This window comes from Ancylobacter amanitiformis (assembly GCF_030814815.1).
GTDB lineage: Bacteria > Pseudomonadota > Alphaproteobacteria > Rhizobiales > Xanthobacteraceae > Ancylobacter > Ancylobacter amanitiformis.
The window spans coordinates 187,770-210,122 of sequence record NZ_JAUSVR010000009.1 but is presented as its reverse complement, the minus strand read 5'-3'; the positions used below and the strand labels follow the sequence as shown (position 1 = coordinate 210,122).

Below are 22,353 nucleotides of genomic sequence, written 5' to 3'. Positions count from 1 at the left end.
CGGCATGGGAATGGCGGTGCCGGTGGAAAAGCAGGACGATCGCGTCGCCAGTCCTCGTCAAGAGCGTCCGCTTCAGCCCGAACGATTGGAAGCCATCCTCGCCATGGTGCTCGACCGGCGGCAGGAGCGATCCGAGCGGCGGCTCCAGACACTGGTATCGGGTGATGGCGTAAACGCCGTGCCCGGCTTGGGACTGAAATAGCGGAGGGAGCGATCAAGGAAAGAACCATGTATTCGCCATAGCGCCATGACCTGAGTGGGCCCGTCTGTATGAGCCGAGCGGCCATGGTCAGTGCCCCACCTGTTTGAGAGGTGCGGTCGGGCGTTTCGCCAGCCACACGGCGGCGGCGAAGACGAGGATGAGCCCGCTCGCCATGGCATAGAAATTGTTGGTCGCCAGCATCACTGACTGGGCGTCGACCATTTTTGAGAACAATGCGAGCCGAGACTCCGCCAAAACGCCGGGCGGGGCGGGAAGCGCAACGGCGGAGTCGATGATCGCCACGAGATTGGCGCGGCTTTGCTTGGTCGCGTTCTCCCAATAGGTCGAGGTCAGCGAGGCGCCGACCGCCATCGCCATCACGCGGATGAAGTTCTGCAGGCCGGCCCCGCCGGCAATCTTCTCCGGGGGAAGATCGGAAACCGCGAGCGATGTCAGCGTGACAAGGCAGGCCGGCACGCCGGCGCCGAGCACGAACATGGCGAGCGCGATCGACATGTAATCCGCCTGCGCCGTCAGTTGCGCCCGCATGTAGAACGACACGGCGAGCATGGTCATGCCATAGGTCACGATGAGACGCGGGTCGATCCGCGCCATCAGCCGGCCAACGAGCGGCGCCGTCAGCACGGCCAGAATGCCCATGGGTGCGGTGGCAAAGCCCGCCCAGGTCGCGGTGTAGCCCATCATCTGCTGCAGCCAGAGCGGCGTCAGCACGATGTTTCCGAAGAACAGGCCGAACATCAGGCCGAGCGTGAGGGTCGATACCAGCCAGTTGCGGGAGCGGAAGACCGAGAGGTCGAGCACCGGGTTGTCGTCGGTCAGTTCCCAGATAACCAGGGTGACGAGGGCGACAAAGGCGGTGATCGCCATCCAGACGATGAAGGACGAGGAAAACCAGTCCAGTTCGCGCCCCTTGTCGATCATCGTCTGGAACGCGCTGACGAACACGACGAGCAGGATCAGGCCGACGACGTCGATGGGCGCGCGCTCGGTCGGCGTGTCGCGCCTGCGCAGCAACGCCAGACAATCGCGCCGACAGCGGCCCCGAACAGGAGGTTGATGTAGAAGATCCAGCCCCAGTGATAATTGTCCGAGATGTAGCCGCCAAGGATCGGCCCGAAGATGGGCGCGACCACCGTCGTCATGCCCCAGATGGCGAGGCCGACATTGGCCCTCTCCCGGGGGAAGATCGCCATCAGCAGCGTGGAGGACAAGGGGATGAGCGGTCCGCCGGCAAATCCCTGCAGGATCCGGAACAGCACCAGCATGGCCAGGCTGCCGGACAGACCGCACAGGATGGAACAGACCATGAAGGCGACGACGCAGCACAGGAACACCCGCACCTCGCCAACGCGCCGGGAGAGCCAGCCGGTCAGCGGAACGGTGATCGCCTCGGCCACGGCATAGGCGGTGATGATCCACGTGCCTTCGGTGGTCGACACGCCGAGATCGCCGGCGATGGTGGGCATGGCGACATTGGCGATCGTGGTGTCGAGCACGACCATGAAATTGGCAAAGGCCAGCGCTCCCACCGCAAGCGCCAGCGCGCTCCCGCTCAGCGGCGGGTGAGCCCGCCCCGCCCGGTCGGCACCTTCCGCGGACATGTCAATGAGACCCCGAGAGATCGATGGTCGCGTGCATGGAAAGGCCGACCCGCAGAGGATGCGTACGCAATTCGGCCGGGTCGAGATCGATCCGCACCGGCAGGCGCTGGACCACCTTGATCCAGTTGCCGGTGGCGTTCTGCGCCGGGATGGCGGCGAAGGCCGCGCCGGTGCCGCCGGCGAAGCCGCCGACGCGACCGCGATACACGATGTCCGACCCGTAGAGATCGGAGGTCAGCCGGACCGGCTGGCCCGGCCGGACGCGGGCCAGCTGCACTTCCTTGAAATTGGCTTCGACATGCATGTCCTGTAGCGGCACCACCACCATGATGGGGGCGCCGGCCTGCACGCGCTGGCCGACCGCGATGCGGCGCGGGTCGACGATGCCGTCCACCGGCGCGCGGATGATGGCGCGGTCGAGGTCGAGCCGGGCCTGATCCAGTTGCGCCCTGGCGGCGGCCACCTCGGGGTTGGTCTCCACCGTGGCGTTTTCCAGCAGCGCCTGGTTGGCGCGGCGCGCGCCGGTGGCGGCATGTTGCGCCGCCTGGGCAACGGCGATGCTGGCCTCGGCCTGTGCGACCGCAGCGCGTGCCTGCCGGACGCTGGTGTGGGCATCGTCGAGCCGCTGCGTCGGCGCCCAGCCGTGGCTGGAGAGCTTCTGCGTCCGGTCCTCATCGAGCAGCGCCTTGTCGAGATCGGCCTGCGCGCGGGCGAGGTCGGCACGGGCTGTCGCTTCCTCCGCCGAGCGCACCTTCTCCTGGCCTTCGAGGCTGGCGTCGTTGGCCTCCAGCTGCCAGACCCGGCGCCGGGCCTTTCCCAGCGCCGCCTCGGCCTGGCTCACGGCGAGGCGAAGGTCGGCGTCGTCGAGTTCGACGAGCACGTCGCCCGCGGCGACCTTCTGGCTTTCCACCACCCGCACGCGCTTGACCGGCGCACTGACCAGCGGTGTCACCTGCGCCAGCTCGACATTGGTGTAGGCGTTTTCCGTGCTCTCGACGTCGCCGGCGAAAACGTTGGCCCACAGCCACCACGCCGCCGCCGCAAACAGCAGAAAGCCGCCAAAGAGAAGCAGCAGCCGCAGGCGACGCTGGCGATTGTCTTGGCCTTCGGCGCCGGCGGGCGGTTCGACCTTTCCGGCGGACGTCGTTCCCGCGGCCGGCTTTCCGCCCATTGTCGGCGCCCGGCCCGGCGCGCAGAAGCCGGAGGTGTTCTCACGCTCCGGGCTTTCGTGCGCGTCGCGGGCCGGTATCGGTTCAAGCTCAGTGTCCATTTCCGCATCCAGTACGGGCAAGCGCCCGGGGACCCGATCAGGACCCGCAAGGGGCAATCCGCTTGGGTTCCCTGGGCTCTGATCGGGGCAATCGGCGCGTCAGTAATCCCAGAAGGCCGGCACCCAGCGAAAGGCATCGCCATCCACCGCCACCCGGCCAACGGATGGGAACGGCAGATGGGTTGCCACCAGCTGCTCGCCGGTCGCCGCCAGCTCGGTCAGAAGGCGCACCCGGACGCGGGCGGCTTCCTTGGGGTCGTGCTCGAAGCCATTGTGCCAATCGGGGTGCTCGAACCCGACCGTGAACACGGCGTCGCCGGCGAAGGTCAGCCGGTCGCCTCCGGAGGCCATGCGGACGATGCTGTGTCCCGGCGTATGACCGCCGGTACGACGGACGATGACGCCCGGCGCCACCTCGTGCTCCTGGTCGAACAGGTAAAGCTGACTGCGGTAGGCGTCCGCGAAACGCTTGGCGGTCGCCCGCAGCGCATCCGGAAAGCCCGGCGGCATGTCGACGTAGGTGAAGTCGGGCGCTTCCCAGAACGTGACCTCGGCCGCCGCCACATGGATCCGCAGGTCCGGCCGCAGGCGCTCCTTCACGCCGTCGACGAGGAGTCCGCCAACATGGTCCATGTGCATGTGGGTCAGCACCACGTCGGTCACCGCGCCGAGGTCGATGCCCGCCGCCTCCAGTCGCATGATCAGCTGGCCGGCGCGGGGCAGGTTGAGATTCGGGTCCAGCCCGAGGCCGGCGTCGATGAGTATGGTCTGCCCGCCGCTCTTCACCAGCACCACGTTGAGCGACCAGTCGAAGGCGTCCGGCGGCAGGAACATGTCGTTCAGCCAAGCGGCCCGCACGTCCGGATCGGCATTGTGCCCGAGCATCTTGGTCGGAAGCGGCAGCACACCGTCGCTGATCACCAGCACGTCGATGTCGCCGACCTGAACCGCGTAGCGCGACGGCACCAGCTCGCTGGGGGCTCTCTCGGGATGTGAAGTAATATTGAGGCTCATGTCCATCTCCTTGTGACCGCCCTACACGCGGCATCGATGACGCTACGTCGAGGTGAAGTGGTCATCGACTATTCGCGGGAATAGGATGAGCGGCCGAATCGTACAGGCCCTGTTATTCCAGTCGCGAGGCGTCCGAAATCTACGTTTCTCTGGTCAGGCATCGGCGCTCTTGCAGGGCCGGACATGACCCGATGCAGCGAGATGTCATTGCCAGGGTATGTCGCGGAATCGGTCGACGACGAAGTCGATGAAAAGCCGCGCTCGTCGGGCGAGGTGCCGACGGTGGGCATAGACGATGCGCACGTCCATCGGTTCCGCCCGGAGCGCCGGCAGCACTTCCACGATCTGCCCCGACCGCAGTTCCCCATGGACGAGGAACTCGGGCAAAAGAGCGATGGCCTCGGCGCGCAGCACGGTCGCCTTCAAGCCCAGCCCGTTGGCGCACATCGTCGTGCATGGCGTCTCGATCGCGTGGCGCGTGCCGTCGACGGCGTCCAGCGTCCACGCATTGGCGCTGTCGGAGAACAGGTAGCCGGCACGGGGCAAGCCGCGAAGCCCCTCGACGCTGACAATCTCTCCCTTGCCGGCGAGCAGGCCAGGCGACGCGCACACCAGCATCCGGGTCGTTGCCACACGTCGCGACACCAGGCTTTCAGCGCCGGCACGGGAGATGCGCAGCGCCAGATCGAAGCTCTCATCCGCCATTTCGATGACCCGATCACTGTAGTGGAGATCAAGCTCGATCGCGGGATGGTTCTCCGCGAACGCCGTGATGAGCGGGTTCAGCCAGGTGAGACCGAAGGTCAGCGGCGCATTCACCCTCAGCCGTCCGCGCGCCGTTCGGCCATCGGCCGTCAGGCCGCTCTCCAGATCGGCAACCTCGTCGAGGATCGTGCGAACACGCGCGTACAGCTCTCGGCCGCTGTCCGTGAGTTCCATGCGGCGGGAGGTGCGCTCCAGTAGCCGGGTGCCGAGCGCCTGTTCCAGTTGCTGGATGTGGCGACTGACATTGGCCGGCGAGATGGCGAGCTCTGCCGCCGCCCGGTTGAAGCCACCACAGGCGACGATGGTGGCGAAGACCTCATAGGAGCGCAGCCTGTCCATGCCTCGATCATTGCAGAAAGCGAAACAGACGGCCAGGATTTCGGCCATTGAGTAAACAGTGCCGCCGCCGCACATGCCGATGACCAGAATGGAGGTCGTCATGGCAATGTTTGAAGGAAGGGTCGCCCTCGTCACCGGTGGCGGGGCGGGAATAGGTCACGCGGTGGCGCGGCGCCTGGCGGAGATGGGCGCCCACGTCCTCATCACCGGGCGGCGGCCCGAGCCGCTGGCGGCGGCAGCCGGCGCACATCCGTCGATCGAAGGATTCGTCGCCGATGCCGGCAGTCCGCAGGCCGCCGAAGCCACGGTAGCGGAAGCGCTGCGGCGGTGGGGGCGTCTCGATGTTCTCGTGAACAATGCCGGTGCCGGGCAGCCCGCCCCGCTCGATCAAATGACGGCGGAGCATCTCGAAGCGGCGTTCCGAACCAATGTGTTCGGCCCGGCGCTTCTCGCCCGAGCGTGCCTGCCGGCCTTGCACCATGCGCGGGGCGCCATCGTCAATCTGTCGAGCACGCTGGGCCGCAAGCCGGTGCCGGGGTTCTCCGCCTATGGCGCGAGCAAGGCCGCGCTGGAACAGATGACCCGCGCCTGGGCGCTCGAACTCGCGCCGGCGGGCGTGCGCGTCAACGCGGTGGCGTCGGGTCCGGTGGAGTCGGACTTCCTGCGCGAGCGCATGGGCTTTTCCGACGCGGAGATAACGGCGATCAAGGCCAGCGAGGCGGCCATGATCCCGCTCGGCCGCCGGGGCGTGCCGGAGGATGTCGCACGCTGGGTCGTGGCGCTCGCCGATCCCGAAGCGGACTGGGTGACCGGTCAGGTTCTGGGCGTCGATGGAGGCTTCAGCCTCTAGGAACATTCTCGACAGGCCCATGGCCCGGCCATGCCATGGCACAGGTTCGCGGCATGGCGAGCCATGGGCCCGCCGAAGACAGCGGGCAACCAATGGGTTTCGATAGGATGCGCGGGCGGCCGCGCACGATTAGGGTGCAACCACGCCGCCCGAGCCACGGCCGGGATCGAGCGGCGCTGAACACTCGACGCGCGGCGATCTCGCTGGAGAAGACGTCATGGCCATTTCGCGACCCGTCTGTCTTGCGCTGGCGGTCCTTGCCTGCGCCGCCGGGATGGTCGCGGGCTGGCGTCTTTATCTCCCTCTGGGATTGGCGCCGGTCGTCGCCGTGCTCTTCCTGCGGGTCGCCAGCCAATGGCTTCTTCCGCTCCTCGGGGTAGCGACGGCGGGTCTTGCCGTGTCGCTGCTGGCGACCAACGAAGGCGAGGGCTCGCTGCCGGACGAGGGCATGAATTATGGGGGGTGCTTCGCACTGGTGCTCTCGCTGGGCGGCGTTCTCGCTGCCCACAGGATGCTGGGCATGGCGAGGGCCGCTCCCGATAGGGCGAGCCGCACGCTCACAGAAGAGGCCGCGCCCGGTGAGCCCGCCGGCGCACCCCTTCTTCACCCCGACGATCGGCTGGCGTCGACGCTCGCCTCGGCGCGGGCATTCTGGACCGGCGTTCCACAGGTCATGCGCTATCGGCAGCGCCAGCCGGACGGCAGCTATCGCTGGTTCCGCACCCGCTCCGTGCCGTCCTATGAGGCCGTGGTTGAGATCAGCGATCTGGAGACCGTGCGGGAGGAGCCGATGACGCACTCTCCCACCTTCGCCTCGCCCACGGCCGATACCGTGCAGGCCGCCAGGACGGTCGAGGACCTGTTCGGCAATGGGTGGGCCTTCGATGCGGCTGGAGCCTGGATCTACCTGCCGCTCTTCGCGCAGACGACGCTCGGCCTGACGCCGGACGACCTCAACGCTTCGCTCCGGGATGGCGATATCAGCTGGAAGCTTCTGCTTCATCCCGATGAATATGAGGCGGTCGCTATCCGTTGGCGCCACAGCCTGGAGACCGGCGCGCCCTTCCGCGCCGAGTTCCGCATCCGGCGCGCCAATGGCGTCTATGCGTGGGCCAAGACGGCCGCCAAGCCCTTCCTTGACACCGAGGGACATATCGCAGGCTGGTTTGGCACATCGATCGACATCGACCTGCCCAAGAAAACCGAAGCGGCCCTGCGCGCCAAAGAATTCCAGCTGCGCCAGTTGATCGAAGCCGTTCCAACGATGATCTGGAGCACCACGGCCTCGGGGACGCCGACCTATGCCAACCAGCGATTCATCGACACGACAGGGGCATCCCTCGCCGACATCACCGCGCCGGACGGCTCCGCCTCGCTGAGCGTCATTCACCCGGAGGACCGCCAGGCGGCGCGCGACGCGTTCGGCAGGTCGATGCTCCAAGGTATCCCCTACGCCGCGACCTATCGCCAGCTTCGGGCCGATGGCTCCTATCGCTGGACCGCGACCCGGGCGGAGCCGCTGCGGGATGAGGCCGGCGTCATTCACCAGTGGTATGGCGTGAGCGTCGACATTCACGAACGGGTCGTCGCCGAGATGAGCCTGCGCGAAAGCGAGCACGCGCACCGCCAACTGGTCGAAACACTGCCGGCGCTCATCTACTGCGCCACGCCCGAGGGCAAGCCGACCTACCGCAGCGAAAAGCTGCGCGACTATCTGGGATTCGGCCTCACCGACAAGGACGATGCCGAGCGGACACGGCTGGAAAACACGCTCGACGCCATCATCCACCCCGATGATCTCGCCGCGGTCAAGGAGCGCTACGCGCACGCGCTCTCGACCGGCGAGCCCTACCAGATGAAGCATCGGCTGCGCCGCTTCGACGGGGTCTATCGCTGGGTGGAGACCCGCGCGGCAGCGATGCGCAACGCCGAAGGAACGATCGTGCAGTGGAACGGGATCTGTCTGGAAATCGAGGATCAGGTGCGGGCGCAGGAAGATCTGCGGCTGGCGCAGGATAATCTCGCGAGGGCGAGCCAGGCGGCAAGCCTCGCGGAGCTTTCCGCCTCGATCGCGCATGAGGTGAACCAGCCGCTCGCCGCCATCGTCGCCAATTCCCACACCTGCCTGCGCTGGCTGCGCGCCGAGCCGCCCAATCATCCGCGAGCGATGATCACGGCCGAGCGCATCATCCGCGATTCCAACGCCGCGGCGGATGTCGTCAGCCGCATTCGCGCCCTGTTCAAACAGTCCGTTCAGCCGAGGACGTCAACCGCGCTTCCCAGCGTCATCGGCGAAGCGCGCCGCCTGCTGACGGAAGAGGCGACACGACGGCGCATCCGCCTGCACGTCGACATCGAGGACGGCCTTCCGCGCGTCGTCTTCGACCGCGTGCAGCTGCAGCAGGTTCTCATAAACCTCCTCCGCAACGCGATGGAGGCGATGGAAGCGGCCGAGGGCGACAAGGTCGTCGGGATTCGCGTCCACCGCGCCGAGGGTGATGTCCAGGTCCGGGTGAGCGATCTCGGCGCCGGCGTCGCCTTCCCGGACCGGATCTTCGAGCCGTTCTTCACCACCAAGGAAAGCGGCATGGGCATGGGATTGGCCATTTGCCGCTCGATCGTCGAGAGCCATGGCGGGCGCCTGTGGATCGAAAGCAACGAGCCGCGGGGAGCGATCTTCGTCTTCACCCTGCCGGTTGAAACGGACGTGGCGGCATGACGGCGGAGGATCATGTCGTCTTTGTCGTCGATGACGACGCACGCATTCGCGAGGCACTCGTCGACATGCTGGAATCCTACGGCATCCGGGCGATCACCTTCGGCTCGGCCGGCGAATATGCCCGTGCGGCAAAGCCGGAGATGACCGCCTGCCTCGTGCTCGACGTGGAACTGCCGGACATTAACGGGCTCGATTTTCAGACCCAGATCGCCAATGCCGGGCATCCGCCCATCGTCTTCATCACCGGCCATGGCAGCATCCCCGCCTCCGTCCGCGCGATCCGGCATGGCGCGGTCGATTTCCTGACCAAGCCGTTCAGCGACGCGGACCTGATGGCCGCGATCCGCACCGCGCTTGCGCGGGACCGGGAAGAACGTGCCGCCCGCGACGAGCTCGGCGCGCTCAGACGCCGACATGCCGACCTCACGCCGCGCGAGCGCGAGGTGCTGCCACTGGTGATTAGCGGACTTCTGAACAAGCAGGCGGCGGCGGAGCTCGGGATCAGCGAGGTCACGCTGCAAATGCACCGGCGCAATGTGATGCAAAAGATGGACGCGGCATCGCTGGCGGACCTCGTGCGGATGGCGGAGAAGCTGGAGATCCCTCTCTCTGGCTCACGCCGCGCGGGAGGGCCGTGACAATGGGCGAGATGCGACCCCTGGCGGCCATCGTCGATGACGATCCGCGGTTGATCGAATCCCTGCAGGACCTTCTGGAATCGGCCGGCTATCGCACGATCAATTTCCGCTCCGCGGAGGCGCTCCTCGGAAGCGGGCTGGCAGCCGTCGACGTGCTGATTACCGATATCGGCCTGCCGGGCGCGGATGGTCTCGCGCTACGCGAGGCAGTGAAAAAGCTGCACCCCGAGATCCCCGTGTTTCTCATCAGTGGCCGCTATGAGTTCGCCGACCAGAGCCGCGCGCAGGACATAAGCGGCTTCTTTCGCAAGCCGTTCGACGCGCCGGAACTGCTCCTGGCCATTGCCGACGCCTTGCACAGCCGAAAAATCGGAGGGTGAGCATGATCGTCAACCGGCCGCTCATGCGGCAGTCCACGCCGTCGCCTCTCCCGCGCGAGAGCGACGCATCGCGCCCGATCGTCATCATCGTCGATGACGACGCCGCCATCCGGGAAGCGCTCTCCGAACTCGTTTTCTCGGCCAGCCTGGAGCCGGTCGCCTTCGCCTCGACCAAGGCGTTCCTGGATGCCACTCTCCCGGATCGTCCCGGATGCCTGATACTGGACGTGCGGATGCCGGGAGCTAGCGGTCTCGACCTTCAGCACCACCTGTCGCAGAGCGGAACGTCCAAGCCGGTCGTCTTCCTCACCGGCCATGGGGACATTCCAATGACGGTTCAGGCAATGAAGGCCGGTGCCGTCGATTTTCTGACCAAGCCGGTGCGGGACCAGACCCTGCTCGATGCCGTGACTGCCGGCATCGCCCTCGACCGTGCCCGGCGCGCCGAGGCCGTCCTGGCGAGGCGCAGCATGGAGCGCTATGAAACGCTGACGCCGCGCGAGCGGGAGGTCCTGCAGAAGGTGATGCGCGGAAGCCTCAACAAGCAGATTGCCTTTGATCTCGGCATCAGCGAAGTCACCGTGAAGCTGCATCGCGGCAACGGCATGCGCAAGATGGAGGCGAGTTCGCTCGGCCAGCTGGTGCGTGCCTGGCAATCGCTGCCCGAGGCGATGCGCGGGCCGGAAACCTCCTGACCCGCGCATCGATAGAGCATTTTCGAGCGAAGTGGGTTCCGGTTCGCGCGAAGAAAATGCGTAAGGACAAAACCTGGAGACCGTCCGGTGAACCCGCTTTCACCGGACGGGCTTTCGTGTCCGCCTTCAGAGGTCGGTGACGCGCGCCGGATCGGCGGAGGCCAGCGCTGCCGCGCGCTCGGCCTTGGGCGGATAGATCCAGATCGTATTGATGTCCTGCTTCATCTTCTTCGCCTCGGCGCCGACGAACGCGACCTTTCGGTCCCAGCCGCGGGTGAACAGCGCGCCGGCCGAACCGAGATCGAGGCAGGTCACATAGGCCTTCTGGTGATAGGTCATGGTCGGCAGGCCGAGCAGATCGGCGGCGGCGTTGTTGCCGGCGAACGCCCCCATCCGCGTGGCGTGCTGGCAGGACATGAGGGCAATGGTACCCGCGTCATCGCACGCTGCTTTCGCCGCGTCGCCGGTCGCGAACACGTTGGATACGCCCGGCACGCGCAGGTCGCGCCCGACGACCAGCCGGCCGAAATTGTCGCGCTCGGCCGGAATCTGCGCCGTCAGCGGCGCGGCGCGCATGCCCGCCGCCCAGAACACCGTCTCCGCCTCGATGCGCTCGCCATTGGAAAGCATGACGCCGGCGGCATCCAGGGCGGTGACGCCGGTGGTCAGGCGCGCCTCGACGCCGGTCTTGTCGAGTGCCTCCTCGATGATGGGCCGCGGGCCGGGGCCCAGATCGTGCCCGATGGCATCGCTGCGTTCCACAATGATGACGCGGATGTCGGCCGTGGCGCCGAGGATCGCCCGCAGCCGGGCCGGCATTTCGGTGGCGACCTCGATGCCGGTGAACCCTCCGCCGGCGACGACCACCGTGTTGCGCGCCCGTGTCGCGGGACGGGCGCCAAGCCCGTGGAGATGGCGGTCCAGGGCGATGGCATCGTCGACGGTATCGACGCTGAAGCCGTGCGCGGCGAGGCCGGGAATGTCGGGGCGGAACAGCCGGCTGCCGGTGGCAAGCACGAGGCGATCATAGGCGAGCGTCCTGCGCCGGCCATCGCGCGTCATGATCTCCACCTCGTTCGCGGTGGTGTCGACGCGTTCCGCATGCCCCTGCACATAGTCCACATCGACAGCGTCCAGGACATCGAGAAGGGGGGCCGTCAGGGTTTCGGGACGGGGCTCGTAGAGACGGGGGCGCACCGTCAGCGTGGGCACAGGCGCCACCAGCGCGATCTGGAACCTGTCGGGCGAGACGCCTTCGATGTCGCGCAGGCGGGCGGCGGAAAGGGCGGCATACATGCCGGCGAAACCGGCGCCGATGATGAGAAGTCGCATGGGATATACTCCGTTCGGTTGGGGATGAAAGAGCGTGCGTCGTCGGGCCCGCGCCATGCAGCGCGGGCGGTCGTTGGTCCGTGGCGGGAAAGTTGGCGGGCCCTCAGCTGGTCATGACGGCCAGCAGTTCGGCCGGGACGAGGTCCGCCTGGGTCGTGCACATGCCGTGCGGAAGGCTCGGATAGGCCTTGAGCGTGCCGCTGGTAAAATGCGCTTCGACCATGGCCGCCTCACGGTTTGGGTTTCCTCGGGCCTGAGTAGAAAGCCGGGCGGCATGTCGTGCCCGTGAGCGATTGCCGTCCTTGCCGCGCGATTGCTGTTAACGTGCGCGCCGGCGCCAACGGCTTGGCGTTTCGCCTGTCAGCCGCCGGAACGCGGTGGCGAAGGCGGACTGCGAGCCGTAGCCAAGCGCAACGGCAATCGAGATGACGGCCTCGTTGGTGTCGCGCAGCAGGATCATCGCCTGGGCAAGCCGGTGCTGCCTGAGCCAGGCATGCGGCGACAGGCCGGTGCTCTCCTTGAACGCGCGGCAGAAATGAAACCGGGAAAGATGCGCGTCCGTCGCGAGCGCCACCAGCGACACGTCGGCGTCGCAATCCGAGGAAAGGCGCTCGATGGCGCGCCGCAGGACCGCGGGCGAGAGCCCTCCCGTCGCCGGCCGCCGTGCGGTGCGGGCGCTCGTGTGGGCCGACAGGATCCGGGTGGCGACGAGCTCGGTGATTTGCTGGCGAAACAGCGCGTCGAGGGCGTCGCTGCCTACGAGAACGTCCGCCGCGCTGGCCAGCAGGCGCGAGGTGGTGGGATCGCGGAACCCGGTCCGTTCCACGACGGACGTCGAGAGGGGGCGCTCGGCCTCGGCGGCGATACGTTCGAGCGTCGCGTGTGGGAGATAGAGCTGAAGGACATTCATGCGGCCGGGAATGTCCCAGCGGGCGCTTGATCCCGCAGGGATGATCGTCACCGTATCCGGACCGGCCGTTCCGACCTGCGTCGATCCACCGGTACGCCGCTCCAGCCGCTGCATCGTGCCGACATAGGTCATCACGACATGGTCGGCCATCGGCTCGACGGTATCGTGCAGAGCGCTGTGCGCCCAATGGGCGATGAAGCCTTCCGACGCTGAGGCCAGTTGCCGGGGGCTGGTATGCAGAACCCGGGCCATTTCATCAACGGGACGTCGATGACGCGCGACTTCAGCGCCGAAAGCGATCGGGTCCAGTAAAGTTTCGTCTTCGGCCGGCCTTTCAAATATACCTTGTGTGTCCATTGTGCCATACCTAGGCAGTTTTAAGAACTGCTCCGAGACGACGAATACACGTCGCGCTCATCCGGTCGCGATGCTGGATCGCTCTGACCAGATACTAGGGATGACTGTCGAGGTATCCTACTATACGCACGTCCAGTAACGTAGGGGGAATGGATAGGTTATCGCGATGTGGGGCGCCGCTGCGTCGTCGCCTTCTCGGCTCCTCCTGCCGCCGTATCGCGAGGAGCAACGTTTCCGACAGCGACGTTCGGACCTCCGCCGGACGATGAGCCGTTGTCAGGCTGGGCAGGCGCGCGATGCACGGGCGGAGGCGGCCCGGCATCGTCCGCACGGCATCAACCCGCCATACGCGACGAGCGGGCGTCGACCTCGATCTGCCGCGCGATATCGGGCTCCACGCTCAGGGTCTCGACGCGATGGGTCATCGTCACGTTCCCGCCCTCATGGACCAAGCCATCCGGCACGTGTTCGCTCGCCACCATGCCCCCCCAGGCCTGACGCTCAGAGCGATTCTGTTTCGCCTCCGAGGTGCCCACATAGGAAAAAGACGCGGTAGCGGCCAGAATATAGGCGAATTTGTTCATTTCAATCTCGATCGTTGTTTATCCGCACGCACCCTGCGTGCTTCCGATGGAGGAAATGTAGAGGTTTGTATTCATTGTTATTTATAGATGTTGCGGTTATTTTGGTTGTATTGCTGGCTTATTGGTCCCATTTGACTGCATGGACCCTCAGCGTTTCAGCTGAACGATAGGGTCTGTCGCTGCCCCGGCCCGTCGTTCGGGCATGCATGACGGCCTTTTGCAGCTTCCGACGGGTCTGTCGGCACAATGGATCCGCCGTTGCTCGCGCCGGTTGCAAAATGGTGCGTGCCCGCCAAGAGGCGCGACGGCTCACCATACCGACGGATGGTGTGCGGTTGTCGGCGGCAATATCGCGCCATGGAGGGAATCGGCGGGTCTGGCGGAGGGAGCGACCAAGACGAGAACTATATGTGCGCTATAGCCCCATGACGCCGCACTGTGCGACTCCCAGGCAAACTGGCACAGTCGATCAGCAGTTCCGGACATTTCCCGCCGGCGGGATCTGGTGGATTGTAGTCTGACTGCCCTGAATGTGAACAACGTGAGACGCGGACCATTGGTTGGAGACGCGAGTTGGGTTCGCTGCTGCTTCAAATACGTGTGGGATCGGTCGGGGGCGCCATCAACGATTGAATACGCTTGGTCGTTTCCGGAGAGGCCGGGTTGTAGACGATCATCCCAAGATCTGGTCGGCCATCGACCGCGAAGACCGAGAATTCGAGCTCGATCGGGCCGTGCTCGGGATGATGAAGGCGCTTCAGTCCGGCCGCATGTCCGGCAACGTCGTTATCGCGCCAGAGCGCCTCGAATTCCGGACTTAGCCTCGACAGTTCCTCAACCAACCGCGCGATTTCCCCGCCTGCGCCGGCCCGAGCAGCATCCGCGCGGAAGGCGCCGACGACATGGCGGGCGACGCTGAGCCAATCCTCCTGCGCCGCCTTCATGCGGGAATCCGTAAACATGAGACGCAGGATATTGCGCTGCTCGCGAGGAAGCGTTCCATAGTCGGTCAGAAGCGTTGCCGCTGCTGCATTCCATGCCGCGACGTCCCAGGTCGCCGTCTTGATGATCGCCGGGCTGAACGGAAATGCATCCAGGACGCGCTGCAGCCGTGGCGTTACCTCATCGGAGCCTTTGTAATTCGCTTCCGGCGGGCGTCCGAGCCCGAGGATGAAAAGATGCTCGCGCTCGGGCTCGGTCAGCATCAGCCCGGCTGCGATGCGGTTGAGAACGTCAGCGGATGGTGCGCCGCCTCTGCCCTGCTCAAGCCAAGTATACCATGTGGGGGAAATGTTCGCGCGCTGGGCAACTTCCTCCCGGCGCAATCCCGGTGTGCGCCGACGCCCGCCGCCAAATCCGAATGCCGCCGGGTCCATCTTCGACCGACGATCCCGGAGGAAGCTGCCGAGCGTGGAATCCGTCCCAGGGGGCATGGCGAGCCTGTTGAAATTTATACCATGATAAAGTCACTACTTTTACAGGAAAACATTTAGAGTGAAGTGCCCGTCAGAACAACGGCGGAGACTTCCATGCGCGTATTTTTGACAGGTGCGACCGGTTTCATCGGCTCGCGGATCATACCCGAGCTTCTGGCCGCCGGGCATCAGGTCTTGGGATTGGCTCGCTCGAACGCCAGCGCACGGTCGCTGGCGGCCGCTGGCGCCGAGGCCCATCGCGGTGCTCTCGAGGATCTCGCCAGCCTGCGCGCCGGCGCGGAGCAGGCCGATGCCGTGATCCATACCGCTTTCGATCACGAGTTCACCAATTTCCTGGCAAATTGCGAGAAGGACCGGCGGGCGATCACGGCGCTTGGCGCGGCGCTCCAGGGATCCGCCCGGCCGCTGCTCATTACCTCGGGCACCGGGATCGGCGATGCCGGCCCCGGGCAACCCGCTGTGGAAACCATATTCAACCCCGACCACCCCAATCCGCGGATCGCGTCCGAACAGGCCGGCAACGCGCTTTTGGAAGCGGGTGTCGATGTCCGTGTGGTGCGGCTCCCGCAGGTCCATGACACGCGCAGGCAGGGACTGATCACGCCGTTGATCGAGATGTCGCGCGAGAAAGGCATCGTGGGGTATGTCGGCGATGGTGCCAATCGCTGGCCAGCCGCACATGTCCTCGACGTGGCGAAGCTCTACACCCTCGTTCTCGACCACGGCCACAAGGGCGACCGCTATCACGCCGTCGCCGAGGGAGGCATCACGGCGCGCGCCATCGCCGAAGTCGTCGCCACGGGTCTCGGTCTGCCGGCGGTGTCGCTATCCGCGGCGGAGGCGCCGAAATATTTGGGATGGCTCGCGATGTTCGCAGGGCTGGACATGCCGGCGTCCAGCGACCGGACACGGGCTCAGCTTGGCTGGACGCCGACAGGGCCAGACCTGATCGCCGATCTCAAAGCGATGGATTATTCGCCGACGGTCGGCGCCGCGTAACGGCCGACGCTCGCTGACGGCAGCTTACAGGCTGTCGTCAGCGGAGCCTCAATGTCCGCGACTCGGCGAATCCTGCGGTGCGGGGCGTCCTGAACACCGTGTCCGAACTCGCGTTGGATGGCCTACGCAGCAATCGGCGATGAATGATAGCCATCGCGTAGAATATCGCGCGGTGGCGTGTGATCGGCGGGACTGGCGGAGGGAGCGGGATTCGAACCCGCGATACGGTTTCCCGTATACACACTTTCCAGGCGTGCGCCTTCAACCACTCGGCCACCCCTCCAGCCGCAGGCGCGGAGCCTGTCGGTTCCTGCCGGCTGCGGACTGCAACGCAGTCGGCTGTCTCCCGGCGAGGAGGCGCGGAATATAGCGAAGCATGCCACGCTGGCAAGCGCTCTCAGCCGCATTGATTGCGGGTTCCGGTGGGCATCGCGAATTTTCTGTTCGCCACGGCACGGCGGATCGCTCCGGGGGCTCCGCTCGGGTGCCGTGCCGCCGGGAAGAAGCGTGCACGCCGCGCGGGTGGCTGCGTGGCGGGTTCGTCAGTTTGCCGCGGGCGGGGTGGTGCCGGTGATGCTGCACGTGGCGGCGTCGGCCGTGGCGCCGATCAGGTGCACCTGGTCCTCCCCCTTGCTGCCCGGGACGATGTTGTAGATCGCCGTGCTGGCGGAGCCGATCGGCTTGCCCTTGGCGGTGAAGGCACAGGTCACCACGGCCGAGCCGAGCGTGGCGGCGGAGTTGTTGGTGACGGCCACGCCGATCACCGAGCCGACCGCGTCGGTGAAGATGTCGCCCTGCCGCAGCACGAGAGCCGAATCAGCCGCGCCCGCGGGCGTGGCAAGCGCGAGAGCGGGCAAGGCGAGGAGAGCGAAAACGAAAGCCGGCTTCATGCGATGTCCCCTGACGGGTCCCATGGAGCACGCGGAGCGACGTGCCGCCTATCACTACCTTCGCCCGCGCCTGTCGCCTAGCGCGTTTTCGAGGCGAGCGCCGGCCTGCCGGTTCCGGCGCGCGGGCGCGCCGGAACCGGCAGGCCGTCCTCCATGCGGCGCTGCGACGCGGGCCCCCTGCGCGCGTCGTTCCCCCGTGCGCGCCCGTGCCCCCCGTGCCCCGGCATCGGGTTCGCGGGAGCCGCGTTGCGCGTGTCCGGTGGATGGGGCGGATGACGGCGGAGGGGCCAGCCGGTGCGGACGGCGCTCGCGGTGGGCAGTGCCCGCGAGCATGGTGCAATGCGGTCTCCGTTATGGGACGCGGCCGGCCTTTCCTGTCATGCGCATGTTTCGCCACCGGCGTGTGCCGCCTTGTGGCCGCGCGGCTGCGATCGAGAGGCTGCACCCGAGAGTGTCCTCAAGATCGGCCATCGTATTGGCATGCTCTAGACGCGGCGGTGCGGCCGGGGGCGGGCGGGGAGCGTGGGATAGACTGTCTCATGTCGATTGTATGTCGAAAGTGTACTTTAAATTAACCCATATAATTGACGCATGTGCGCTGGGTCGGTGCAATAGATGTTCAAGTAGACAATCACGAAGCGGTAGGTATATTTTGCGCCGGTTCTGGGCGTGGAGGGGTCGAATGGTTGCGGGCGGGCGTCTGTCGGGTGCATGGCGCGGATGGGCCGGCATGGCCGGCATTTCGGCGCTGGCGGCGCTGCTGGGTGCGTGCAGCGAGGAGAACAAGTATGTTCCCCCGCCGCCGCCCAAGGTGGTCGTCGCCAATCCGGTGCAGCAATCGGTGACCCGCTATCTGGAATTCACCGGCAACACTGCCTCGATCAACCAGGTCGATCTGGTCGCCCGTGTCGAGGGTTTCCTCGATGCCATCGACTACAAGGACGGCGCTGTGATGAAGAAGGGCGACCGGCTCTTCCTCATCCAGCAGGACACCTATCAGGCCAATCTCGATCAGGCGAAGGCGGACCTTGCCTCCGCCAATGCGCAGCTGGTCAACACCTCGGCGGAATATCAGCGCCAGCTGACCCTCGGCCAGCAGGACTTCGCCTCGCAGGCCACCGTCGACAAGGCGCGGGCGTCGCGCGACCAGGCGCAGGCCTCGGTGGATTCGGCGAAGGCCAATATCGAGATCGCCACCATCAATCTGGGCTACACCACGGTGACCGCCCCGTTCGACGGCATCGTCACCCGCCATCTCGCCGATGTCGGCCAGCTGGTCGGCCAAAGCACGCCGACCAAGCTCGCCTCGATCGTGCAGATGAACCCGATCTACACCTATTTCAATGTGGGTGAGGACAAGGTGCTGCGCATCAAGAGCGAGCTGGCTAAGCGCGGGCGCACCATCGAGCAGATTCACGAGGTGCCGATCGAGATCGGTCTGCAGGACGAGGGTGTCGACTACCCCCATACCGGCCATCTCGACTATGTCTCGCCCGAGATCGACCCCTCGACCGGCACGCTGCTGGCGCGCGGCGTGTTCGACAATCCCAAGCTCACGCTGCTGCCCGGCCTGTTCGTGCGCGTGCGCATTCCGGTCGAGAAGATCGCCGACGCCTTCCTGGTCGACGACACCGCCATCGGTGCGGCGCAGCAGGGCAAGTATGTGCTGGTGGTCAATGCCGACGACGTGGTCGAGCAGAAGCAGGTGACGACCGGCCAACTCGTGGGTCAGTACCGGGTCATCGAATCCGGCCTGGCGGCCGGGGACCGGGTGGTCATTGGCGGCATCCAGCGGGCCGCGCCCGGCGCCAAGGTGGATCCGCAACCGGCGCCCGCCGCTCCGGCTGCGGATGCCGCGCCCGCCGCGCCCGCGAGCGGTGCGGCGCCGGCTGATGCCACGGCACCGGCCACGGCACCGGCACCGGCGAAACCCGCCGCGCCTGCCAACTGACGTCGATCGTCTGAGCCGGACCGCTCGAATCCAGCCCGCTCGAACCCAGGGCCTGCGCCATGATTTCACGCTTCTTCATCGAACGGCCGGTTCTCGCCAACGTCCTGGCGCTGGTATTCGTCCTCATCGGCACCGTGGCGCTGCTGAAGCTGCCCGTCTCCCAGTATCCCAACGTCGTGCCGCCCACGGTGCAGGTGACGACGCTGTATCCGGGCGCGAGCGCGCGCACGCTGGTCGACACGGTGGCCCTGCCGATCGAGCAGCAGGTGAACGGCGTCGAAGGCATGCTCTACATGCAGTCGACCAGCGCCAGCGACGGCACCTATACGCTGACCGTCACCTTCGCCATCGGCACCGACCCCGACTTCGCGCAGGTGCTGGTGCAGAACCGGGTGGCGATCGCCATGTCCTCGCTGCCGCAGGCGGTGCAGGTGCAGGGCGTGACGACGCAAAAGAAATCCACCGCCATCCTGCAATTCGTCACGCTCTACTCGCCGGAGGGCAAGTATGACAGCCTGTTCCTGGCCAATTACGGCGTCATCAATCTGCAGGACGAAATCGCCCGCCTGCCCGGCGTGGGCAATGTCAGCGTGTTCGGCGCCGGCCAGTACGCCATGCGCATCTGGCTCAATCCGGACGAGTTGCAGGCGCGCCAGCTCACGCCGGAGGACGTGATCGACGCCATCCAGCAGCAGAGCCAGGAAGTCGCCTCGGGCGTCGTCGGCATGCCGCCGGTGCCGAAGGGGCAGAATTTCCAGTACACGCTGACCATTGACGGGCGGCTGAACGACGCGGTCGACTACGAGAACATCATCGTCAAGGTGTCGAATGCCGATGGCGGGCGCATCACCCGCCTGCGCGACGTGGCGCGCGTCGAGCTTGGCGCCCAGACCTACAGCCAGACCTTCACCTTCAACGGCCAGGCTGCCGCGGCGCTCGGCATCTACCAGTTGCCGGAGGCGAACTCGCTGCAGGTGGCGACCGAAGTCCGCAACAAGATGGCGATCCTCGCCAAGGACTTCCCGCCCGGCTTCGCCTACCAGATACCGTTCGACACCACGGTGTTCGTCAACGCCTCCGTGACCGAGGTGTACAAGACGCTGTTCGAGGCGGGCATCCTCGTGCTCATCGTCATCCTGGTCTTCCTGCAGGACTGGCGGGCGACGCTGGTGCCGGCCACTACCGTGCCGGTGACGATCATCGGCACCTTCGCGGCCATGGCGGCGATGGGGTTCACGGTGAACCTGTCGACGCTGTTCGCCATCGTGCTGGCCATCGGCATCGTGGTCGACGACGCCATCGTCATCGTCGAGGGGGTGGCGCGCCACATCGAGAAGGGCCTGCCGGGACGGCTCGCCGCCGAAAAGGCGATGGACGAACTGCTCGGCCCGATCATCGGCATCACCCTTGTTCTGATGTCGGTGTTCATTCCCGCCGCCTTCATGCCCGGCCTCACCGGGCAGCTCTACCAGCAGTTCGCGCTGGTCATCGCCGCGACGGCCTTCATCTCGGCCATCAACGCCATGACGCTGAAGCCGACCCAGTGCGCGCTCTGGCTGCGCCCGCCGGTGCCGCCGGAGAAGCGCAACTTCTTCTATCGCGGCTTCAACGCGGTGTATGACAAGGCCGAGCATTGGTATGCCGGCGTCATCCGCCACATGGTGCATGCCAGCCATATCACCGTGACGGTGGGGCTTATCCTGATCTGCGGCGCCATCTGGGGCCTCACCCGCGTGCCGACCGGCTTCCTGCCGACCGAGGACCAGGGTTATGTTCTGATCGGCGCGCAGCTTCCCGACGCCGCCTCGCTGCAGCGGACCGATGCGGTGATGAAGCAGATCTCCGATATCGCCAAGAAGACCCCGGGCGTGGAGAACGTGATCGCCATTTCCGGCGTGTCGGTGCTCGACAACAACGCCACGCTGCCCAATGCCGGCGTCGCCTATGTGATGCTCAAGGGCTGGGATGAGCGTGACAAGGCCGGGCAGGGCCTGCTCTGGCTCTACAAGACACTGAACGCGGAGCTGCAGAAGGTCGACGGCGCGGCCACCTTCGTACTGGTGCCCCCGCCCATCCAGGGCATCGGCAACGCCTCGGGCTTCACCATGATGGTGGAATCGAAGAATGGCAGCTTCGATTTCGTCGAACTGCAGAGCCTGACCGATTCCATCGTGAAGAACGCCTCCAGCCAATCGGCGCTGCAGCGGCTTTCCACCTCGTTCCGCGCCAACGTGCCCCAGCTCTTCCTGAAGATCGACCGGGTCAAGGCCGAGACACTCGGCGTCACGATCGGGCAGGTCTTCTCGGCGGTGCAGGGCTATGTCGGCTCAAGCTACGTCACCCAGTTCAACCAGTTCGGCCAGACCTTCCAGGCCTATATCCAGGCCGATTCCGAGTTCCGCCGCACGCCGGAGGAAATCCTCAACCTCAAGATCCGCACGCCCAAGGGTGAGATGGTGCCGCTGGGCACCCTCGCGGAGGTGACGCCGATATTCGGCCCGCCGCTGATCACGCTCTACAACCTCTATCCCGCCGCGACGATCGTGGGCGCGCAGGCGGTCGGTTTCTCGTCCGGCCAGGCGCTCGACATCATGGGGCAGGTGGCGTCGAACACGCTGCCGCCCGGCACGGGCTATGAGTGGAGCGCCATGTCCTACCAGGAAGAGGTGGTCGGCAACGAGGTCTACTACGTGTTCGGCCTCGCCATCCTGCTGGTCTATTTCGTGCTGGCCGGCCAGTATGAGAGCTGGATCCTGCCGCTCTCCGTGCTGCTCGCCGTGCCGCTCGCCCTGCTCGGCACGGTGGGCGCGCTCACCGGGCTCGGCGTGGCGAACAACCTCTACACGCAGATCGGCCTCATCCTGCTGATCGCGCTGTCGGCGAAGAACGCGATCCTCATCGTGGAGTTCGCCCGCGAGAAACGGGCGGAGGGGCTGGACATCATGGATGCGGCGGTGGAGGCGGCCAGGCTGCGTTTCCGCCCGATCCTGATGACCTCCTTCGCCTTCATCCTCGGCGTGCTGCCGCTGGTGCTGGCGACCGGCGCCGGCGCGGCCTCGCGCAAGTCGATCGGCATCGCGGTGTTCAGCGGCATGCTGGCCTCGACCTGCCTCGCCGTGCTGTTCGTGCCCTCGTTCTACACCGTGCTGCAGCGTTTCGAAGAGTGGCGGAGCCGGGGCAAGAAGCCCGCGACCGCCGCCGTGCCGCCTTCGGGCGAACCGCCCGCCAGCGCGCAGCCGGCGCCGTGATGCCGGCACATGCCCGCCTCAATAAGCAGCACCCCATTGCCGCATATTGAGGCGGGGCGTCATTTTGCCGGCAGCCTGGCTCCCTCGCGCAACGTCGTGGGCCGGGCCTGCCGGTGGAGTGTCGCGCGGCACGATTCGTGCGTTCCCTTCCG

At 66.3% G+C, this 22,353-nt stretch carries 19 protein-coding genes and 1 tRNA gene; 9 read left to right on the top strand and 11 right to left on the bottom strand.

What is annotated here, in order from left to right; all coding sequences use genetic code 11:
• Positions 1-4 precede the first annotated feature (4 nt).
• Positions 5-202, top strand: coding sequence for a hypothetical protein (locus tag QOZ99_RS14845; RefSeq protein ID WP_306890761.1), 198 nt, complete (start codon positions 5-7; stop codon positions 200-202).
• Positions 203-289: 87 nt separating this feature from the next.
• On the opposite strand, the gene QOZ99_RS14840 is transcribed toward QOZ99_RS14845, so the two are convergent.
• From QOZ99_RS14840 to QOZ99_RS14820, 5 genes are all read right to left on the bottom strand, one after another.
• The gene (locus tag QOZ99_RS14840) at positions 290-1,237 is read right to left on the bottom strand and encodes an MFS transporter (RefSeq protein WP_306890760.1); all 948 of its coding nucleotides are present in this window, start codon (positions 1,235-1,237) and stop codon (positions 290-292) included.
• Positions 1,180-1,824, bottom strand: coding sequence for an MFS transporter (locus tag QOZ99_RS14835; RefSeq protein WP_306890759.1), 645 nt, complete (start codon positions 1,822-1,824; stop codon positions 1,180-1,182). The genes QOZ99_RS14840 and QOZ99_RS14835 overlap by 58 nt, the downstream gene beginning before the upstream one ends.
• 1 nt (position 1,825) lies before the next feature.
• Positions 1,826-3,151: an HlyD family secretion protein gene (locus QOZ99_RS14830; protein ID WP_306890758.1), complete on the bottom strand. Its 1,326-nt coding sequence runs from the start codon at positions 3,149-3,151 to the stop codon at positions 1,826-1,828.
• Positions 3,152-3,193: 42 nt separating this feature from the next.
• Positions 3,194-4,114 (bottom strand): MBL fold metallo-hydrolase, encoded by a 921-nt coding sequence (locus QOZ99_RS14825; protein WP_306890757.1) that lies wholly within the window; start codon positions 4,112-4,114, stop codon positions 3,194-3,196.
• A 198-nt stretch (positions 4,115-4,312) separates the two neighbouring features.
• Entirely contained in the window at positions 4,313-5,314 is a 1,002-nt protein-coding gene (locus QOZ99_RS14820; RefSeq protein WP_306890756.1) for a LysR family transcriptional regulator, read from the bottom strand.
• On the opposite strand from QOZ99_RS14820, the gene QOZ99_RS14815 reads away from it, so the two are divergent.
• From QOZ99_RS14815 to QOZ99_RS14795, 5 genes are all read left to right on the top strand, one after another.
• On the top strand, positions 5,313-6,062 hold the full coding sequence (locus tag QOZ99_RS14815; protein ID WP_306890755.1) for an SDR family NAD(P)-dependent oxidoreductase: 750 nt from the start codon (positions 5,313-5,315) through the stop codon (positions 6,060-6,062). The two genes, QOZ99_RS14820 and QOZ99_RS14815, sit on opposite strands and share 2 nt — an antisense overlap.
• 217 nt (positions 6,063-6,279) lie before the next feature.
• Positions 6,280-8,781, top strand: a complete 2,502-nt coding sequence (locus QOZ99_RS14810) for a PAS domain-containing sensor histidine kinase (RefSeq protein WP_306890754.1) — start codon at positions 6,280-6,282, stop codon at positions 8,779-8,781.
• A complete protein-coding gene (locus tag QOZ99_RS14805) occupies positions 8,778-9,419 on the top strand; it encodes a response regulator transcription factor (RefSeq protein WP_306890752.1) in 642 nt (213 codons plus the stop codon). Before QOZ99_RS14810 ends, QOZ99_RS14805 begins: the two co-directional genes overlap by 4 nt.
• A gap of 2 nt (positions 9,420-9,421) precedes the next feature.
• Complete coding sequence (locus tag QOZ99_RS14800; RefSeq protein WP_306890751.1) at positions 9,422-9,799, top strand: response regulator; 378 nt, start codon at positions 9,422-9,424, stop codon at positions 9,797-9,799.
• Positions 9,800-9,801: 2 nt separating this feature from the next.
• A complete protein-coding gene (locus QOZ99_RS14795) occupies positions 9,802-10,494 on the top strand; it encodes a response regulator transcription factor (protein ID WP_306890750.1) in 693 nt (230 codons plus the stop codon).
• Between the two features lie 126 nt (positions 10,495-10,620).
• On the opposite strand, the gene QOZ99_RS14790 is transcribed toward QOZ99_RS14795, so the two are convergent.
• The 4 genes from QOZ99_RS14790 to QOZ99_RS14775 all read right to left on the bottom strand — a co-directional run bounded on the left by QOZ99_RS14790 (position 10,621) and on the right by QOZ99_RS14775 (position 15,110).
• Positions 10,621-11,826: an NAD(P)/FAD-dependent oxidoreductase gene (locus QOZ99_RS14790; protein ID WP_306890749.1), complete on the bottom strand. Its 1,206-nt coding sequence runs from the start codon at positions 11,824-11,826 to the stop codon at positions 10,621-10,623.
• Between the two features lie 319 nt (positions 11,827-12,145).
• Positions 12,146-13,093 carry an AraC family transcriptional regulator gene (locus QOZ99_RS14785; protein ID WP_306890748.1) on the bottom strand — a complete coding sequence of 316 codons (948 nt, stop codon included), beginning with the start codon at positions 13,091-13,093 and terminating at the stop codon, positions 12,146-12,148.
• A gap of 335 nt (positions 13,094-13,428) precedes the next feature.
• Positions 13,429-13,677, bottom strand: coding sequence for a hypothetical protein (locus tag QOZ99_RS14780; protein WP_306890747.1), 249 nt, complete (start codon positions 13,675-13,677; stop codon positions 13,429-13,431).
• A gap of 590 nt (positions 13,678-14,267) precedes the next feature.
• Positions 14,268-15,110 (bottom strand): helix-turn-helix transcriptional regulator, encoded by an 843-nt coding sequence (locus QOZ99_RS14775; protein WP_306890746.1) that lies wholly within the window; start codon positions 15,108-15,110, stop codon positions 14,268-14,270.
• Positions 15,111-15,206: 96 nt separating this feature from the next.
• Here QOZ99_RS14775 and QOZ99_RS14770 point away from each other — a divergent pair, with 96 nt between their 5' ends.
• Positions 15,207-16,112 (top strand): SDR family oxidoreductase, encoded by a 906-nt coding sequence (locus QOZ99_RS14770; RefSeq protein ID WP_306890745.1) that lies wholly within the window; start codon positions 15,207-15,209, stop codon positions 16,110-16,112.
• A 193-nt stretch (positions 16,113-16,305) separates the two neighbouring features.
• On the opposite strand, the gene QOZ99_RS14765 is transcribed toward QOZ99_RS14770, so the two are convergent.
• A tRNA-Ser gene (locus QOZ99_RS14765) sits at positions 16,306-16,395 on the bottom strand.
• 259 nt (positions 16,396-16,654) lie between these two features.
• The gene (locus QOZ99_RS14760) at positions 16,655-17,002 is read right to left on the bottom strand and encodes a hypothetical protein (protein ID WP_306890744.1); all 348 of its coding nucleotides are present in this window, start codon (positions 17,000-17,002) and stop codon (positions 16,655-16,657) included.
• A 730-nt stretch (positions 17,003-17,732) separates the two neighbouring features.
• On the opposite strand from QOZ99_RS14760, the gene QOZ99_RS14755 reads away from it, so the two are divergent.
• Entirely contained in the window at positions 17,733-18,953 is a 1,221-nt protein-coding gene (locus QOZ99_RS14755; protein ID WP_306890743.1) for an efflux RND transporter periplasmic adaptor subunit, read from the top strand.
• A gap of 59 nt (positions 18,954-19,012) precedes the next feature.
• The gene (locus QOZ99_RS14750) at positions 19,013-22,201 is read left to right on the top strand and encodes an efflux RND transporter permease subunit (protein WP_306890742.1); all 3,189 of its coding nucleotides are present in this window, start codon (positions 19,013-19,015) and stop codon (positions 22,199-22,201) included.
• Positions 22,202-22,353: the final 152 nt, after the last annotated feature.

Coding starts and splice junctions, on each gene's coding strand:
- QOZ99_RS14805 (WP_306890752.1), top strand. CDS start 8,778: ATGACGGCGGAGGATCATGTCGTCTTTGTCGTCGATGACGACGCACGC.
- QOZ99_RS14785 (WP_306890748.1), bottom strand. CDS start 13,093: ATGGACACACAAGGTATATTTGAAAGGCCGGCCGAAGACGAAACTTTA.
- QOZ99_RS14845 (WP_306890761.1), top strand. CDS start 5: ATGGGAATGGCGGTGCCGGTGGAAAAGCAGGACGATCGCGTCGCCAGT.
- QOZ99_RS14750 (WP_306890742.1), top strand. CDS start 19,013: ATGATTTCACGCTTCTTCATCGAACGGCCGGTTCTCGCCAACGTCCTG.
- QOZ99_RS14800 (WP_306890751.1), top strand. CDS start 9,422: ATGGGCGAGATGCGACCCCTGGCGGCCATCGTCGATGACGATCCGCGG.
- QOZ99_RS14810 (WP_306890754.1), top strand. CDS start 6,280: ATGGCCATTTCGCGACCCGTCTGTCTTGCGCTGGCGGTCCTTGCCTGC.
- QOZ99_RS14780 (WP_306890747.1), bottom strand. CDS start 13,677: ATGAACAAATTCGCCTATATTCTGGCCGCTACCGCGTCTTTTTCCTAT.
- QOZ99_RS14825 (WP_306890757.1), bottom strand. CDS start 4,114: ATGGACATGAGCCTCAATATTACTTCACATCCCGAGAGAGCCCCCAGC.
- QOZ99_RS14770 (WP_306890745.1), top strand. CDS start 15,207: ATGCGCGTATTTTTGACAGGTGCGACCGGTTTCATCGGCTCGCGGATC.
- QOZ99_RS14760 (WP_306890744.1), bottom strand. CDS start 17,002: ATGAAGCCGGCTTTCGTTTTCGCTCTCCTCGCCTTGCCCGCTCTCGCG.
- QOZ99_RS14820 (WP_306890756.1), bottom strand. CDS start 5,314: ATGACGACCTCCATTCTGGTCATCGGCATGTGCGGCGGCGGCACTGTT.
- QOZ99_RS14815 (WP_306890755.1), top strand. CDS start 5,313: ATGGCAATGTTTGAAGGAAGGGTCGCCCTCGTCACCGGTGGCGGGGCG.
- QOZ99_RS14835 (WP_306890759.1), bottom strand. CDS start 1,824: ATGTCCGCGGAAGGTGCCGACCGGGCGGGGCGGGCTCACCCGCCGCTG.
- QOZ99_RS14775 (WP_306890746.1), bottom strand. CDS start 15,110: ATGCCCCCTGGGACGGATTCCACGCTCGGCAGCTTCCTCCGGGATCGT.
- QOZ99_RS14795 (WP_306890750.1), top strand. CDS start 9,802: ATGATCGTCAACCGGCCGCTCATGCGGCAGTCCACGCCGTCGCCTCTC.
- QOZ99_RS14790 (WP_306890749.1), bottom strand. CDS start 11,826: ATGCGACTTCTCATCATCGGCGCCGGTTTCGCCGGCATGTATGCCGCC.
- QOZ99_RS14755 (WP_306890743.1), top strand. CDS start 17,733: ATGGCCGGCATTTCGGCGCTGGCGGCGCTGCTGGGTGCGTGCAGCGAG.